This is a genomic window from Amycolatopsis sp. lyj-90 (genome assembly GCF_046549035.1).
Lineage (GTDB): Bacteria > Actinomycetota > Actinomycetes > Mycobacteriales > Pseudonocardiaceae > Amycolatopsis.
The window spans coordinates 155,920-171,918 of the sequence record NZ_JAJPWP010000006.1 but is presented as its reverse complement, the minus strand read 5'-3'; the positions used below and the strand labels follow the sequence as shown (position 1 = coordinate 171,918).

Below are 15,999 nucleotides of genomic sequence, written 5' to 3'. Positions count from 1 at the left end.
TCCGCAGGTACCCAGACACACCAGCGCCGAACCTACCGTGAGCACCGCCCGTTACTCCACCGTCCTCCCCGCCGCCACCCTCAACGGAGACGCTGCGCGTCACAGTTAGTCTTCCCAGGTGTCGAAGTTCCCGACCGTATTGAAGCGGCTCGTCCTCGGACGTCCATTCCGGAGTGACCGCCTCTCGCATACGCTGCTGCCGAAGCGCATCGCGCTGCCGATTTTCGCGTCCGACGCGTTGTCGAGCGTCGCCTACGCGCCTGAGGAAATCTTTCTGACGCTCAGCGTCGCCGGCTTGTCCGCGTACGCGTTCGCGCCCTGGATCGGGGTCGCCGTCGCGCTCGTCATGCTGGTCGTGGTCGCTTCCTACCGGCAGAACGTGCACGCCTATCCCAGCGGCGGCGGTGACTACGAAGTCGCCAACACCAACCTCGGCGGCAAATTCGGGCTCACCGTGGCCAGCGCGCTGCTGGTCGACTACGTGCTCACCGTGGCGGTCTCGACGTCGTCCGGCGTGGCGAACATCGGTTCGGCCATCCCGTGGGTGGCGCAGCACAAGGTGATTTTCGCGGTCGTCATCGTGGTCGTGCTGACCGCGCTGAATCTGCGCGGAGTTCGCGAATCGGGCAAAACCTTCGCCATCCCGGTCTACGGATTCATCATCGGCATTCTCGGCATGGTGATCTGGGGCCTGATCGAGGCGGCCTCCGGCGCCGACATGCGCGCCGAGAGCTCTTCCTTCGAGCTGCACGAAGAAGCCTCTTTGACCGGTTTCGCGTTCTTCTTCCTGCTGCTGCGGACGTTCTCCTCCGGCGCCGCGGCCCTGACCGGGGTCGAGGCGATCAGCAACGGCGTCCCCGCGTTCCGGAAGCCGAAATCGAAGAACGCCGCGACCACGCTGCTGATGATGGGTGTCCTCGCGGTGACGATGCTGGTCGGCATCATCACGCTGGCGATCATCACCGACGTCAAATTCGCCGAGCACCCGGAAACCCAGCTGACGGGCACCCCGGCGGGCTACGAGCAGAAGACGATCGTCGCGCAGATCGCGCAGGCGGTGTTCTCCGACTTCACCCCGGCGTTCTACTACATCTCCTTCGTCACCGGCATCATCCTGCTGCTGGCCGCGAACACCGCGTTCAACGGTTTCCCGGTGCTCGGCTCGATCCTCGCGCAGGACCGGTACCTGCCGCGCCAGCTGCACACCCGGGGCGACCGGCTGGCGTTCTCCAACGGCATCCTGTTCCTCGCGGCGTTCGCGCTGGTGCTGATCATCGCGTTCGACGCCGAGGTCACGAAGCTCATCCAGCTCTACATCGTGGGGGTGTTCGTCTCCTTCACGATCAGCCAGGCGGGCATGATCCGGCATTGGAACCGCCTGCTGGCGAGGGAGACGGACCCGGCCGTGCGGCGGCGGATGCGGCGTTCGCAGACGGTCAACGCCGTCGGTCTCACGATGACCGGAACCGTGCTGATCATCGTGCTGATCACGAAGTTCCTGCTCGGTGCCTGGATCGCGATCGCGGCGATGGTGGCGATCTACATCCTGATGACCGCGATCCGGAAACACTACGACCGGGTCGCCGAGGAATTGCGCGAAATGGACCGGAAACCGGTCGTATTGCCTTCGCGCAACCACGCGATCGTGCTGATTTCGAAACTGCACCTGCCGACCTTGCGCGCGCTTTCCTACGCCAAGGCCGTGCGGCCCGACGTCCTCGAAGCGGTCACCGTGAACGTCGACGACATGGAGACGCGCAAACTCGTCCAGGAATGGGACGACCACAATTTCAAGGTGCCGCTGAAGGTGATCGAATCGCCGTACCGCGAGATCACGAAGCCGGTGCTGGACTACGTGAAGCGCGTCCGCGGCGACAATCCGCGCAACGTGGTGACCGTGTTCATCCCCGAGTACGTGGTCGGGCACTGGTGGGAGCAGGTGCTGCACAACCAGAGCGCGCTGCGGCTCAAGGGACGCCTGCTGTTCCAGCCCGGTGTCATGGTGACCAGCGTGCCCTGGCAGCTCGAATCGTCGGAAAAGGCGATCAAACGCGACCGGAAGGCGCGCCCGGCGGCAGGCGACGTCCGGCGCGGATTCTCCCCCGTGGTCAAGCAGACCGAAAAGCCGAAGGACAAGGAAAAATCAGAATGAGTGTGGACGCGTCGACCGGTACGTGGCTCGGACGGACGATCGAGCTGGAGGTCGGCGCGGTGGCGCACGGCGGGCACTGCGTCGCGCGGGCGGAGGGCCGGGTCGTGTTCGTGCGGCACGCGCTGCCCGGCGAGCGGGTGCTGGCCTCGGTCACCGAGGACAAGGGCGGCGCGTTCTGCCGAGCCGACGCGATCGAGGTCCTGGAGGCCTCACCGGAACGCGTGGAGCCGCCGTGCCCGCTCGCGGCACCGGGGGAGTGCGGCGGGTGCGACTGGCAGCACGCCACCCCCGCTCATCAGCGTGAACTCAAGGCCGCGGTGGTCATGGAACAGCTGAAGAGGCTGGCCGGGATCGAGCGCGAAGTCGTCGTCGAAGCACTCGAAGGCGGCCCGCTGGACTGGCGCAGCCGCGTCCGGCTCGTCGCGGGCAAGGACGGCCGCGCGGGCTTCCGGGCACACCACAGTCACCGCGTGATCGCGATCGACGACTGTCCGATCACCGTCCCCGGCGCGCTCGACGACGTGGTTTCGCGGAAGTGGCGGCCCGGCAGCGAAATCGAGGTCACCAAGGACGGCGAGGGGCACGTGCACCTTCGCGACCTGTCGACGGTCCACGGGAAGACCAAGTCGCGGCAGCTCGCGGGCGGCCTCGCCGTCCAGCACGCCGCCGGCCGCGACTGGCGCCTCGACGCCCACGGCTTCTGGCAGGTCCACCCGGCCGCCGCCGACACGCTCGCCGCCGTCGTCGCGGAATGGGCCGAAGCCCCGCGCGATGGTGTGGCGTGGGACCTGTACGCCGGTGTCGGCCTCTTCGCGTCGGTGCTCGCTTCGCAGGTGGGCCCGCGCGGACGTGTTCTGGCCATCGAATCCGGCCGCCGCGCCGTGTCGGACGGCGAGGAGAACCTGGCCGACCTCCCGCAGGTCCGCTGGCGCTCCGGCCGCGTCGAACACCTGCTGGCCGACGCCCCGAAACCCGTCGACGTCGTCGTCCTCGACCCGCCGCGCAAGGGCGCGGGCAAGGCCGTCGTCGAGTCCATTGTGGAGGGTTCACCGGACCGGATCGTCTACGTCGCGTGCGATCCGGCGGCACTGGCCAGGGACATCGCGTTGTTCGCCGGGCACGGGTACCGGCTGGTGGACCTGCGCGCTTTCGACGCGTTCCCGATGACGCAGCACGTCGAATGCGTTGCGTTGTTGCAATAACGGCTTATTTGTAGATCGTCGGAATGGATCGGCTTCTTTCGGCTTGTCCGGATGCCGGGTGCTCGTCATCCTGAGTTTCGTGTTCGAATTTCGGGAAACGAGATCTCTTGCTCCGGTATTCGGTGATCGCGGCGGGAGAGGCTGACCCGTGCTCCCCTCGATGCTTCCGCCCGGTATCACCACACAGGAGGTCAGCTACCGGAGCGGCCGGAAACAGGTCATCTACACGGCGCCCTACGTGTCGGACGGGCCGGTGCTCACCCGGGATCTTCTGGGCAGGCAGGCGTGGATGTTCATGTACGCCCATTTCGTCTTCACCTGGGTCGAGGGCGCCGTCCAGGTTCAGGTCAGCCACGGAACTCTGAGCGGGCCGAAGATGCCGCTGTGGAAGGGCGTGAGCATAGGGGCTTACTGGTCGGGGCCCGCGCTGGCCGAGTTCGGACAGGTCTGGGCGCTGAACCAGCTGTCCGGGGACCGCGGTACACCGGCTGTCATTTCGGATTCGATTCCCTAAAGGACCGTGGGCATGCCGAGGGGCCCGTCGCCGGTGTGGCCGACGGGCTCCTCGGTTCTGCTGTCAGGTGACGCGGTGCAGGGTGTTACGCCGGGGTTGTCGTAGCGGATCCAGATATTGGGGTGGCACGAATTCCGGTATGCCATCGGGTGCCATTCGGACTTGCCAGTCGTCGTGGTGGATGAGCCGGTGATGGAACGAGCAGAGCAGCACGAGATTGCGCAGGTCAGTGGGTCCGCCGTCCGCCCAGTGCTGAATGTGATGGGCGTGGCAGTGTTTCGGCGCCCGATGACACCCGGGGAAGGCGCAGCCCCCATCGCGGATGTTCAACGCCCGGCGCTGGCCGGGGGTGACGAACCGCCTCATCCGCCCGACGTCGAGCGGCTCACCGGCGGCGCTGAGCACGACGGGGATCATCAGGCAGTCGCAGGCGGCGAGGCGGGCTTCGCGGGCGGTGATGGTGCCGACGAAGTCCAAACAGGCGTTCCCGATACCGGTCTTCAGTTCCTCGAGGCCGATGGTGACGTGCACGAGGGTGCGGTACCCGGAAGTGCCGGGCTGGTCGGGGCAGGCGATGGCGAGGTCGATCAGGTCGGCCCAGGCGTCGCCGCGGCGCTGGGGCAGGGTCCGGTGGTCGGCCTGGCCGAACTCGTCGACCGGGCGTCGTCCGGCGTGGGCGTCGAGCGCGGCCGCGGTGCGGGCCCCGGTCTCGGGGTCGAGGAGTCCGGAGAGCTTCCAGAAGCCGTCTTTGCGGCGTTCGACGAACACCTCACGCCGCGGCGGGGCGGGTTCGGGATCCTTCGGTTCGTTCCCGTCCGGGTCCAGGTGGGCGAGCAGGTCGGCACCGGCTTCGGTGATCTCTTTCGGCCCGGCTTTCCGGGCGAGGTCGGCGAGGATCTTTTCCGCGCCGTCGCGCTCGTCCGCGGGCACGTCGGACGGGATCCTGCGGAGAAGGCCGAGGATGAGGTCGATGTGCTGCTCGGCGAGCGCGCCGTCCTCGGCTGCGGCGGCGGTCGCGGGCGCGAACACCGTTCCCGCGCCGCCGACCTCCGGGACGGGGTTGAGCGCCAGCGCCCGGTTCACCACGTCCTGCGCGTCACCGTGGGAAATCCGGGCCACGTCAGCGAACCAGCGTGACGCGCTCCCGTAGCCGAACAGGTCTTCCGCGCCCCGAGACTCGACTTCGGCCAGGTATTTCCCCAGGCCGGCCGAGGCGACCCTCATCACCTGCAGCAGGTGTGTCACGCCGTGGGCAAGCTCCAGCTTGCCGGCGCGCCACAATTCCTGCGGCAGTTCGGGAATGAGGGTCTCGGACACCCCTCCATATTACCGAAATGCACCGAACAGATGTTCGTAATTTTAAGCGACGACGTTTATTGCACATTGACCACTGGAGGGTGAATCGGCGCGGAAGACATTGTGACGCACAGTTTCTCATTCAGCTCGTCTTCGCCAGCTGATCGCTGTCGGGGCTGACTGCCGGTGATGCGGTGTGGCGTGGCCAGGTCCAGGCGGAGCGCAGGATGAAGGCCAGCAGCAGCACCTCGAGTCCGATGGAGAGGCTGTAGAAGGAGAAGTAAGTCCAAGTCTCCCCGGCCGCGTTGAAGATCGTGACGGGGATGTAGAGCGTTGCGACGACGAGGTTGACGGTGCTGTTGACACGGGCGGGCAGTGTCGCGGAGAGCAGGATCATGAGGATCGGGACGGCCATGAGCGCGAGCGCGATGGTGACGAAGGTGGGGCCGGTCTCGAACTTGTGGACGACGCCGGCCAGGAGGCCGTCGAGGAAGCCGGGCTTGTACAGGGCGAGGTAGTCGACGTAGATGTAGAGGAACATGAAGCTGGTCCACGCTGCCGCGAGTTTCACCTGCACGGGCATGCGCAGATCTTCCGGCGTGTTCCGGGACGGCGCGTTCTCCGGTGCGGTGCGGGATCGAGGCGTTCTCATCACGATGCTCCTTGGCTTGTTCGGGTGGGTGCTTTCACCTTCACGGACGCCGTCGGCGGGCACATCGGCCACGGAGCCTGGTTCGATCTGGCCGTTGGCACAGCCAGGCTCTTGTACTTTCGGCGGAGGCACCGGGCACGCGGGCTGCCTAGGCTGATCGGATGGCCATGAACGCGCTCCGCTCGCTGTGTGCCGAACCTCGGCCCACGAATGTCCCGGGCCGGGGGCTGCGGGACTGGGCCCTGGTCGCGGTACTGATCTTCTGGTCGGTAGTGGAAGTGGTGCTTCGCCAGGACCTGGCGCCACTCCCGCTGCTGCTGCTCGCGGTGCTCGCGGTCCTCGGCCCCCTGCTGTGGCGACGTACGCACCCGCTCCTCGCGGTCGGGGTCTCCTTCGGCACGTTGACGATCGTCGACATCGTCAGAATCCTCACCGGTTCGCAAGGCGCCCTGCTGAACAGCAGCATCGCGGTGCTGATCCTGGCCTACGCCCTGTTCCGGTGGGGTTCCGGCCGGGAAGCCGCGAGCGGTCTCGGCGTCATCCTGCTCTGGCTGGCTGTCATCATCACCCTCGGCGCCGATACCACCACCCGGGCGGAGGCGATCGCGGGATATGCGTTCTTCCTGTTCGCCGCCGCGCTCGGCACCGCGATCCGCTATCGCGCGAAGATCCGCATCCGCGACGTCGACCAAGCCAAGTCCCGCGAACGCGAACAGCTCGCTCGCGAGCTCCACGACACCGTCGCCCACCACGTCTCGGGCATCGCCATCCAGGCCCAAGCAGGACGCGCCATCGCGGCCACCCACCCCGATCGTGCCGTCGAGGCCCTGGCCGTCATCGAGGACGCGGCGACCCGCACCCTCACCGAACTGCGCGCTATCGTCGGCGTGCTCCGCGCCGCACAGGACACCAGGTTCGCGCCGCAGCCCGGCGTGGCCGAGGTCGAGCAGCTCGCCACCGATGGCCGGACGGGTCCCTGCGTCGAGGTGACGCTGTCCGGCGAGTTCGACGACCTCAGCCCGGCGGTGGGGGCCGCGATCTACCGCCTGGCCCAAGAATCCGTCACCAACGCTCGACGGCACGCCCGTCACGCGACCCGGGTCACCGTCGCCGTCACAGGCGACGCCGAGCAGGTTCGGCTGACCATCGACGACGACGGCTCCGCCGGTGGCGGCCGCGCCCCGGCGGGCTACGGCCTGGTGGGCATGCGCGAACGCGTCTCACTGCTCGGCGGCACCTTCCACGCAGGCCCCGCCGCCGAGCGGGGCTGGCGGGTGGAGGCGGTCCTGCCTCGAACCGGGACGTCACGATGAGCATCAGGGTCCTCATCGCCGACGACCAGCCCATCGTGCGCACCGGGCTGACCATGCTGCTCGACGCACAACCCGGCATCGAAGTGGTCGGCGCGGCCGCCGACGGGCGCGAGGCGGTCCGCCTGGCGCTCCGGCTGCGCCCCGACGTCGGCCTGTTCGACGTCCGAATGCCGCTGATGGACGGCATCGAAGCCACCCGGCGCCTCGCCGGCCCCGATGTCACCGACCCCCTGCCGATCGTGGTCATCACCACCTTCGACCTCGACGAGTACGTCCACGGGGCGCTCAAAGCCGGCGCCCGCGGTTTTCTGCTCAAGGACGCCGGACCAGCCCTGCTGACCCAGGCCATCCACGCCGCCGCTGACGGAGACGCACTGATCGCGCCCAGCGTGACCGTCCGGCTGCTGGAAGTGTTCGCCCACGCGAAGACCCCACCGCCGAGGCAGCCGATGGAACCGCTCACCGCCCGCGAGGAGGAAGTCCTCGTGCCTGTGGCCCAGGGCCGCACTAACAATGAGATCGCCAGCGAGCTCTACATCACCCCGAGCACCGTCAAAGCCCACCTCGCCAGCCTCATGCGCAAGCTCGGCGCCCGAAACCGCGTCGAGGTCGCCATGTGGGCCCACGAGACCGGCCGCGTCTGACGTCGCAAAGGGGCCGCCGCCGAGCCCGAGTCCCAGCTTCACCGTTTCAGCGTGAAAGTGAAGTCTCCGGCGGGACCGCTCCACTGGTTTTCAGGCAAAGAGAAGGCCCCCGGGCCGAAGCCAGGGGGCCTTCTCAAGCACCTTTAAGCGCGCGCATCCTCCTTCAGCAGGTCCGCGCACTTCTCGCCGATCGCCATCGTCGTGATGCACGGGTTCACCGCGACCAGGAACGGCATCGCCGAACCGTCGGCGACCCGCAGGCCTTCGACGCCGCGCACCCGCAGCCGCGCGTCCAGCACGGCCAGCGGGTCGTCGTCACCGCCCATTTTCGCGGTGCACGCGGGGTGATAGACCGTGTTGTGCGTCTTGCGCAGGTAGTCCGCGATCTCGTCGTCGGTCTTGACGTCCCTGCCGGGCGCGAGTTCCGTGCCCGCCCATTCGTCCAGCGCGGGTTGTTCGGCGATCTTGCGGGCCAGTTTGATGCCGTAGGTCATCACGCGCATGTCGTGCTCGTCGGTGAAGTAGCGCGGATCCACCTTCGGCTTGTCCCGGTAGTCACGGCTGCGCAGCCGCACGGTCCCGGTCGAGCGCGACCGGGTGACGTTCGGGGTCAGGCAGAACCCGTTCTCCGTGGTGGGATAACCCTGCCGGAGGGTGTTCATGTCGAACGGCACGGAGCCGTAGTGGAACATCAGGTCCGGCCGGTCGAGGCCCTCCTCCGTGCTGGTGAAGATGCCGATTTCCCACCATTGCGTGGATTCGGTGGTCATCGGCTGCAGCGCGTCCCACTGGATGACGCCCTCGGGGTGATCCTGCAGGTTCTCGCCGACGCCGGGGGAGTCCACCAGCACGTCCACGCCGACCTCGCGCAGATGCGCGGCCGGGCCGATTCCCGACAGCATCAGGAGTTTCGGGGTGTCGATCGCGCCCGACGACAGGATGACCTCGCGCCGCGCGCGCAGCTTGACGCCGTGGATCAGGTCGTCGGCCAGGTATTCCGCGCCGGTGCAGCGTTTGCCGTCGAACAGCAGCCGCCGGACGCGGGCGCCGGTGATGATCTCCAGGTTCGGCCGCTTGCCGATGATCGGGTGCAGGTAGGACACCGACGCCGACGAACGCGTGCCGTCTTCGCGCGCGTTGATCTGGAACCAGTTCGCGCCGTGCGTGACGGTCTTGCCCGAGTTGAATTCCGTCCTCGGGATGCCCGCCTGCTCGCACGCCTGCAGCAGCGCGACGCCGGTCGGGTCGTTCGGCGGTACCGAGCGGATGGTCACCGGGCCCGAGCGGCCATGATGGTCACCGGGGCCGTCGTTGGTCTCGAGACGCTTGTACAGCGGGAAAATGTCCTGGGCGGACCAGCCGGGAAGGCCGAGCGACGCCCATTCGTCGAGGTCTTCCGCCGGTGCCCAGAACGCGATGCACGAGTTGTGCGACGAGCAGCCGCCGAGCACCCGCGCGCGGGCGTGGCGCAGGAAGGAGTTCCCGGAGTCCTGCGGTTCGACCAGGTAGTCCCAGTCGTAGCCGGATTCCAGCAGGGCCATCCACTTCGTCAGTTCCAGCACCGCCGGGTCGTCCACATCGGACGGTCCGGCTTCCAGGAGGGCCACGGTGACGTCCGGGTCTTCCGAGAGTCTCGCCGCGACCACCGAACCCGCCGTCCCGCCGCCGACGACGATGTAGTCGAACTCTCCGGTCACTGTGCTGCCTCCTCGGGATGTGCTTCCGCGGCGTGATCGGCCAGGACGCCGCTCTTGTGCCGCAGGACGAACCAGTAATACGCGAAACCGACGACAGCCACCGCGCCGACGAACAGCACGGCCCCCCATTCGAGGTACCAGTGGTAGGGCTCGGTCGCGTTGTAGACCTCGCGCCGCGGCCACGCCAGGTTCACCACGATCGCGCCGCCCCACAGCACGCCGAGGATGTTGACCGGCAGGCCCAGTTTGCCGAGCGAGAAGTACTTGGTGCCCTCGGCCTTGGGCGGCGGCCACTGGCCGCGGAAACGCTTGACCAGCATCGGGATGGTGACCAGCAGGTACGCCAGATAGATCATGATGATGCCGATGCTGGTGATCACCGTGAAGATCTGCGGCTGGCCGACGTTGACCACCAGGATCAGCACCGCGATGACGCCGGACACGATCGCGGGGACCACCGGCGTCTTCGTCTTCGGCGACACTCGCGCCAGGTGCTTTCCCGCGGGCAGGTTGTTGTCCCGGCCCATCGCGAACATCATCCGGATCGACGCCGACTGCACGGCCAGGTTGCACACCGTGATGGCGATGACGACCGCCAGCAGGAAGATCGTGCCGATCGTGCTGCCGAGGACGTCCTTCACGATGAACTGCAGGCCGCCCGTGGCGATCTCCGGGTTGTTGATGTCACCGACGGCCATCAGCGCCAGGATCAGGATCAGCCCGCCGATGACGAACGACGCGATCAGCGCCCGCAGGATCGCCTTGGGCGCGTTCTTGCGCGGATCGTGGGATTCCTCGCCGAGCGAGCTGGCCGTGTCGAAGCCGTACATGACGTAGGTCGACGCGAGCGAGGCGACCAGGAACGCCCCGAAATAGCCCCACGGCTGGTCGGCGCCGGTGTTGTTGGTCTGCATGACGACCTCGGGGCCGCGCGTGATGTTCACCGCGAGCGCGATGATCAGCAGGACCGCGGCGACCAGTTCGATGAACACCCCGGCGCTGTTGATCCGCGCCATCAGCTTGACGCCCCACGCGTTCACCAGCGTGGTGAACAGGATCAGGATGGTGCCGAGGATGACCGCGTTCACCGCGCTGTCGCCGGAGAACGAGAAGAACGACGAGATCTGGGGGAGCGTGATCTGGTACGCCAGCGCGACGGCGGCGATGCTGACGATCGAGGCGGTCAGCATCATCCACCCGGCCATCCAGGCCACATGCGGGCTGCCGAGCCGTTTCGACCAGTTGTAGATCGAGCCCGCGACCGGGTAATGCGCGGCCAGTTCGGCGAACGACAGCGCCACCATCAGCTGGCCGACGAACACCATCGGCCATGACCACCAGTAGGCGGGCCCGCCGAAGCTGAAGCCGAAGTAGAACAGCTGGAAGGTGCCCGTCAGGATCGAGATGTAGCTGATCCCGGCGGCGAAGGTGTGGAAATTGCCGAGCGTTCTTTCGAGTTCCTGTTTGTAGCCGAAACCGGCGAGGCCGTCGTCGGAAGGATTACTCATCGGCACTTCCCGTCTTTAGTTGGACGCTGACTCCCCTGAGAACCAGCGCTGTGGTTCGGGCCGGAGGTTCTGGTAGATGTGCTTCGCCTCCACGTACTCGGCCAGACCGGTCGGGCCGAGCTCGCGTCCGAAGCCGGATTGCTTGTAGCCGCCCCATTCCGCCTGCGGCAGATACGGGTGGAAGTCGTTGATCCAGATCGTGCCGTGCCGCAGCCGGTTCGCGACCCGCTGCGCACGGGAGGCGTCCGAGGTGAAGACGGCGCCCGCGAGGCCGTAGTGGGTGTCGTTGGCGATGCGGACGGCGTCGTCCTCGTCGGTGAAGGTCTCGACGGTGAGCACCGGGCCGAACGACTCGTCGACGACGGCGCTGCTGCCCTGCTTCACGTTGTCGAGGATGGTCGGCAGGTAGTAGTGCCCCTTCGCGAGCTCGCGATCGTCGGGGCGTTTGCCACCGGTGCGCAGAACGGCGCCTTCTTCGAGAGCCGCGGCGACGTACCGTTCGATCTTTTCCAAATGGGCGGCCGAGATCAGCGGACCGGTTTCAGCCTTCGGGTCGAAAGGTCCACCCAGTCGGATCAGTTCGGCACGGCGGACGAGTTCGTCGACGAACCTGTCGTGCCACTCCTCCTGGACGATCAGTCGCGCCCCCGCCGAGCAGACCTGCCCGGAGTGCAGGAACACCGCGGTCAGCGCGTAGTCCACGGCGGTGTCGAAGTCCGAGTCGGCGAAGACGACGTTCGGGTTCTTGCCGCCCAGTTCCAGCGCGACCTTCTTGATCGTCGCGGCGGCGGACGCGGCGATGATCTTCCCGGTCGCGAGCCCGCCGGTGAACGAGACGAGATCGACATCCGGATGCTCCGAAAGAGGCGCCCCGGCCTGCGCGCCGGCGCCGAGCACCAGGTTCGCGACGCCGCCGGGCAGCCCGGCCTCGGTCAGCAGGTTCATCAGCATCATGCAGGTGTGCGGCGTCAGTTCACTGGGTTTGAGGACGAAGGTGTTGCCCGCCGCGAGCGCGGGGGCCACCTTCCAGATGGTCTGCAGGAGCGGGTAGTTCCACGGCGTGATCAGTCCGCAGACGCCGACCGGCTCGTGCACGATCCGGCTGAACGCGTCCGGGTTGCCGGTGTCGACCACGCGGCCCGCGTCGTTGGCGGCGAGTTTGCCGAAGTAGCGCAGGCACGCGGCGATGTCGGCCATGTCGTACTTGCTCTCCACCAGCCGTTTCCCGGTGTCGAGCGACTCGGCGCGGGCGAAGGCCTCGGCGTCGCGGTCGAGCAGGTCCGCGACCTTCAGCAGCAGGTCACCGCGTTCGGGGGCGGGGGTGTTGGGCCAAGGGCCGGTGTCGAAGGCCTTCCTCGCGGCGGCGATGGCCGCTTCGGTGTCCTCACGGGTGCCTTCGGCGACTTCCGCGACCAGCGACCCGTCAGCGGGGCAGCGGATCTCCCTGCGACCACCGCCGATCGCGTCGACCCACTCGCCACCGATGAAAAAGTCCGCCATCAAGCCCTCCGAACCGGCTCCTGCTCAACCGTCGATCAGCGATTATCGCGGCCACCCGACGTGACCGCTACTTGGCAAAAGAGACCATGTTCACACCGTCGGGTGCCGTGTGGTGATTTTCTGACATGTGACCCGTGACGCGGGGGACGGAAGACTCTCAGGCGCCCTCCGTAGACTGGCTGGAACGGCGGAATGAGGAACCAGGCGAGGTGGGAGAGTGACGTTGCTCGAGTCCGTGCACGGACCGGCCGACTTGAAGCGGATGGACCAGGAACAGCTCGGCGAGCTGGCCGCGGAGATCCGCGACTTCCTGGTCGAGAAGGTGCGGCTCGCCGGTGGTCACCTCGGCCCGAACCTGGGTGTGGTCGAGCTGACGATGGCGCTGCACCGGGTCTTCGACTCGCCGAACGACGCCATCGTGTGGGACGTGGGTCACCAGGCCTACGTGCACAAGATCGTCACCGGCAGGCACGACGGCTTCGGCAAGCTGCGCCAGCTCGGCGGCCTCACCGGCTACCCGGCGCGCTGCGAGAGCGAGCACGACCTCGTCGAGAACAGCCACGCCTCGACCGCTCTGTCCTATGTGGACGGCCTGGCGAAGGCGTTCGAACTCGGCGGTGGCGGCAGGCACGCGATCGCGGTCGTCGGTGACGGCGCGCTGACCGGCGGTATGTGCTGGGAGGCGCTCAACAACATCGCCGCGAACCCGCGGCGCCCGGTCGTCATCGTCATCAACGACAACGGCCGCTCGTACTCGCCGACCATCGGTGGCGTCGCGGATCACCTGGCGTCGCTGCGGTTGAAGCCGGGTTACGAGCGCGTCCTGGACCGTGGCAAGGAACTGCTGCGGCACACTCCCATCGTCGGCAAGCCGATCTACGCGGCGCTGCACGCGGCGAAGGCGGGGCTCAAGGACGCGCTGAGCCCGCAGATGATGTTCTCCGACCTCGGCCTCAAGTACCTCGGACCGGTCGACGGGCACGACCTCGGCGCGCTGGAGAAGGCGTTCCAGAGCGCCCGCGACTTCGGCGGCGCGGTCATCGTGCACGTGGTCACCGAAAAGGGCCACGGCTACGAGCCCGCGGTGACCAATCAGGCCGACCAGATGCACCAGACCGACCCGATCGACCCGGAAACCGGTCTGCCGCCGGTCAAGGGGCCGAGCTGGACCGGCGTCTTCGCCGACGAACTGGTCAAGATCGGCGCCGACCGCGAGGACGTCGTCGCGATCACCGCGGCGATGCTGCGCTCGACCGGGCTGCACAAGTTCGCCGAGGCGTACCCGGACCGCTGGTACGACGTCGGGATCGCCGAGCAGCACGCGGTGACCTCGGCTGCCGGGCTCGCGATGGGCGGCAAGCACCCCGTCGTCGCGGTCTACTCGACCTTCTTGAACCGCGCGTTCGACCAGGTCCTGATGGACGTCGCGCTGCACCGCCAGCCGGTGACGCTGGTGCTGGACCGCGCCGGGATCACCGGGCCGGACGGGCCGAGCCACCACGGCATGTGGGACCTCTCGCTGCTGGGCATGGTGCCGGGCATGCGGGTCGCCGCGCCGCGTGACGCCGGGACGTTGCGCGAGGAGCTGCGCGAGGCCGTCGCCGTCGAGGACGGGCCGACGGCGCTGCGGTTCTCCAAGGGCGGCGTGATCGACTCCGTTCCCGCCGTCGAACGCGTCGGGGTGGTGGACGTGCTGCGCAAGCCGTCCGGCGACGCCGACGTCCTGCTTGTGGCGGTGGGCGCGTTCGCGATGCTCGGGCTCGCCGCCGCGGACAGGCTGGCCGATCAGGGCATCGGCGTGACCGTGGTGGACCCGCGCTGGGTCGTCCCGGCGCCCGCCGAACTGGTGGCGCTGGCCGAGCAGCACAAGCTCGTCGTGAGCGTCGAGGACAGCGGCCGTCACGGTGGTTTCGGTTCCGCGCTGGCCGCGCTGTTCCGCGACGCGGAATGCGACGTGCCGCTGCGGGATCTGGCCGTGCCGCAGGTGTTCCACGACCACGGCTCGCGCGAGGAGGTGCTGGCCCGCGTCGGGCTCACCGCGCAGGACGTCGCGCGGCGGGTCACCGAATGGTCCGCGAACCTGGCGAGCCGGACGCCGGCGCCGGAGGACACGCACCGCTGACAAGCGCTATGAAAGGCCCGTTACTTGCAAATTTTGCAAGTAACGGGCCTTTCATGTCGCGCGCTAGGGTCGCCAGACAGTGCCCCGGCGCTCGTACTCCAGCACGACCTCCGCCCGTTGAGCCGCCTGCGCGCCCAGGAACCGCTCCACGAGCCAGAGCGAAACCTCGAGCCCCGAAGTGATCCCGCCGCCGGTGATCAGGTCGCCATCGTCGACGACGCGCGCGTCGATCACCTTCGCGCCCTGAGCGGCCAGATCCGCCTTCGCGCCGCTGTGTGTCGTCGCGTTGCGGCCCTTGGTCAGGCCCGCCGCGGACAGCACCATCGTGCCGGTGCAGATCCCGACCGGAAGCGCCCGCGAAGCCTTCAGCCGACGTAGGAAACCCTGATCGGCGTTGAGCCGGTGCACGCCCGGACCGTTCCGGTCCTTGTAGCCGCCGCCCGGCACCACGAGGACGTCGGCCTCATCCGGCGACCAGCCGCGCGGGACGTCGACGACAGTGCCGTAGGTGCAGCGCACGGGCCCGGGCCGCCCGGCGGTCACGAGCGAGGACTGGAGAGCGCCGCCGGTGAGTTTCCCGGCCAGCCCGAGTACTTCGACGGGCGCGATGAAGTCCTGTTCCTCCACCCCGTCGAACATCAGGATTTGAACGCGCAAAGGTGACGCGGCCGTGGCGGCGGGCACGGTGACCCCGGCGGCGACGCCGGCGGACAAGGCTGAAGCACGCAGAAAAGTTCGACGCTGCAAGACGACCTCCCAGGTGTGTACCCAGTGGTCGCGCGAAAAGCCGGTCAGGTTCCCGTGATCCGGGCGACCGACCGGACGACGAGGTCACGCGTCGCGGCGGGGGAGGAGAAACCCAGGATCGACAGGTGCACGACGAGGCTCAGCAACTCCTCGGCGTCGAAGTGGTCCGGCACGGTTCCGGCGCGCTGGGCTTCCCGGATCGCGGCGACCTTGTCCGCGTGCGCCCGGACTTCGGCCTCCGGGGCCGCGTCGAAGCCCTGCTCCAGCCGGAGCCAGCCCATGAGCCGCAGGACTTCGGGGTGCTCCAGATAGCGGTCGAACAGCCGTCCCGCGTAGCCGGGCAGATCGTCGGGAGTGATCGGGACCGACTTGATCGCGAGGTCCACCTGCTCCTGCACGACCACTTCGAAAAGGTATTCCTTGCTGCAGAAATAGGCGTAGATCAGCGCCTTGTTGGCGCCGGCGTTCTTCGCGATGCGATCCACCCGGGCGCCCGCGATGCCGTACGTCGCGAACTCGGTCGTCGCCGCGTCCAGCAGCTTCCGCTTGGTCGCTTCCTTGTCCCTGACCATGTGACCCAGTCTAACTAACTGGTTGGTTGACAGCCAGTCCGGTCTCGTGGCAACCTTGAGTTAGCAACCAACCGGTTAGT

13 protein-coding genes are annotated in these 15,999 nt (G+C 67.8%); 6 read left to right on the top strand and 7 right to left on the bottom strand.

Annotated features, from left to right (window positions below):
- Positions 1-118 precede the first annotated feature (118 nt).
- The 3 genes from ACLJPX_RS23995 to ACLJPX_RS23985 all read left to right on the top strand — a co-directional run bounded on the left by ACLJPX_RS23995 (position 119) and on the right by ACLJPX_RS23985 (position 3,868).
- Positions 119-2,152 carry an APC family permease gene (locus ACLJPX_RS23995; protein ID WP_101606608.1) on the top strand — a complete coding sequence of 678 codons (2,034 nt, stop codon included), beginning with the start codon at positions 119-121 and terminating at the stop codon, positions 2,150-2,152.
- Positions 2,149-3,354, top strand: a complete 1,206-nt coding sequence (locus ACLJPX_RS23990; RefSeq protein WP_410602055.1) for a class I SAM-dependent RNA methyltransferase — start codon at positions 2,149-2,151, stop codon at positions 3,352-3,354. The genes ACLJPX_RS23995 and ACLJPX_RS23990 overlap by 4 nt, the downstream gene beginning before the upstream one ends.
- 160 nt (positions 3,355-3,514) lie before the next feature.
- The gene (locus ACLJPX_RS23985; RefSeq protein ID WP_410602054.1) at positions 3,515-3,868 is read left to right on the top strand and encodes a hypothetical protein; all 354 of its coding nucleotides are present in this window, start codon (positions 3,515-3,517) and stop codon (positions 3,866-3,868) included.
- Positions 3,869-3,931: 63 nt separating this feature from the next.
- Here ACLJPX_RS23985 and ACLJPX_RS23980 read toward each other — a convergent pair whose 3' ends face one another.
- Together ACLJPX_RS23980 and ACLJPX_RS23975 are read right to left on the bottom strand one after the other, a co-directional pair.
- Complete coding sequence (locus tag ACLJPX_RS23980) at positions 3,932-5,185, bottom strand: DUF222 domain-containing protein (protein ID WP_410602053.1); 1,254 nt, start codon at positions 5,183-5,185, stop codon at positions 3,932-3,934.
- A gap of 121 nt (positions 5,186-5,306) precedes the next feature.
- Positions 5,307-5,816: a DUF6326 family protein gene (locus tag ACLJPX_RS23975; protein WP_410602052.1), complete on the bottom strand. Its 510-nt coding sequence runs from the start codon at positions 5,814-5,816 to the stop codon at positions 5,307-5,309.
- Between the two features lie 161 nt (positions 5,817-5,977).
- Here ACLJPX_RS23975 and ACLJPX_RS23970 point away from each other — a divergent pair, with 161 nt between their 5' ends.
- On the top strand, positions 5,978-7,129 hold the full coding sequence (locus tag ACLJPX_RS23970) for a sensor histidine kinase (protein WP_410602051.1): 1,152 nt from the start codon (positions 5,978-5,980) through the stop codon (positions 7,127-7,129).
- On the top strand, positions 7,126-7,773 hold the full coding sequence (locus ACLJPX_RS23965; RefSeq protein WP_410602050.1) for a response regulator: 648 nt from the start codon (positions 7,126-7,128) through the stop codon (positions 7,771-7,773). The genes ACLJPX_RS23970 and ACLJPX_RS23965 overlap by 4 nt, the downstream gene beginning before the upstream one ends.
- Before the next feature lie 143 nt (positions 7,774-7,916).
- On the opposite strand, the gene ACLJPX_RS23960 is transcribed toward ACLJPX_RS23965, so the two are convergent.
- Genes ACLJPX_RS23960 through ACLJPX_RS23950 form a run of 3 tightly spaced genes read right to left on the bottom strand, consistent with a single transcriptional unit; the run spans position 7,917 to position 12,478 of the window.
- Positions 7,917-9,470, bottom strand: coding sequence for a GMC family oxidoreductase (locus ACLJPX_RS23960; protein ID WP_410602049.1), 1,554 nt, complete (start codon positions 9,468-9,470; stop codon positions 7,917-7,919).
- On the bottom strand, positions 9,467-10,978 hold the full coding sequence (locus tag ACLJPX_RS23955; protein WP_101606616.1) for an APC family permease: 1,512 nt from the start codon (positions 10,976-10,978) through the stop codon (positions 9,467-9,469). Before ACLJPX_RS23955 ends, ACLJPX_RS23960 begins: the two co-directional genes overlap by 4 nt.
- A 15-nt stretch (positions 10,979-10,993) precedes the next feature.
- Complete coding sequence (locus tag ACLJPX_RS23950) at positions 10,994-12,478, bottom strand: aldehyde dehydrogenase family protein (protein WP_101606617.1); 1,485 nt, start codon at positions 12,476-12,478, stop codon at positions 10,994-10,996.
- Positions 12,479-12,695: 217 nt separating this feature from the next.
- Here ACLJPX_RS23950 and dxs point away from each other — a divergent pair, with 217 nt between their 5' ends.
- A complete protein-coding gene (gene dxs, locus ACLJPX_RS23945) occupies positions 12,696-14,600 on the top strand; it encodes a 1-deoxy-D-xylulose-5-phosphate synthase (RefSeq protein WP_101606618.1) in 1,905 nt (634 codons plus the stop codon).
- Between the two features lie 63 nt (positions 14,601-14,663).
- On the opposite strand, the gene ACLJPX_RS23940 is transcribed toward dxs, so the two are convergent.
- Positions 14,664-15,314, bottom strand: coding sequence for a DJ-1/PfpI family protein (locus tag ACLJPX_RS23940; protein ID WP_410602048.1), 651 nt, complete (start codon positions 15,312-15,314; stop codon positions 14,664-14,666).
- Positions 15,315-15,391: 77 nt separating this feature from the next.
- Positions 15,392-15,919: a TetR family transcriptional regulator gene (locus tag ACLJPX_RS23935; protein ID WP_410602047.1), complete on the bottom strand. Its 528-nt coding sequence runs from the start codon at positions 15,917-15,919 to the stop codon at positions 15,392-15,394.
- Positions 15,920-15,999: the final 80 nt, after the last annotated feature.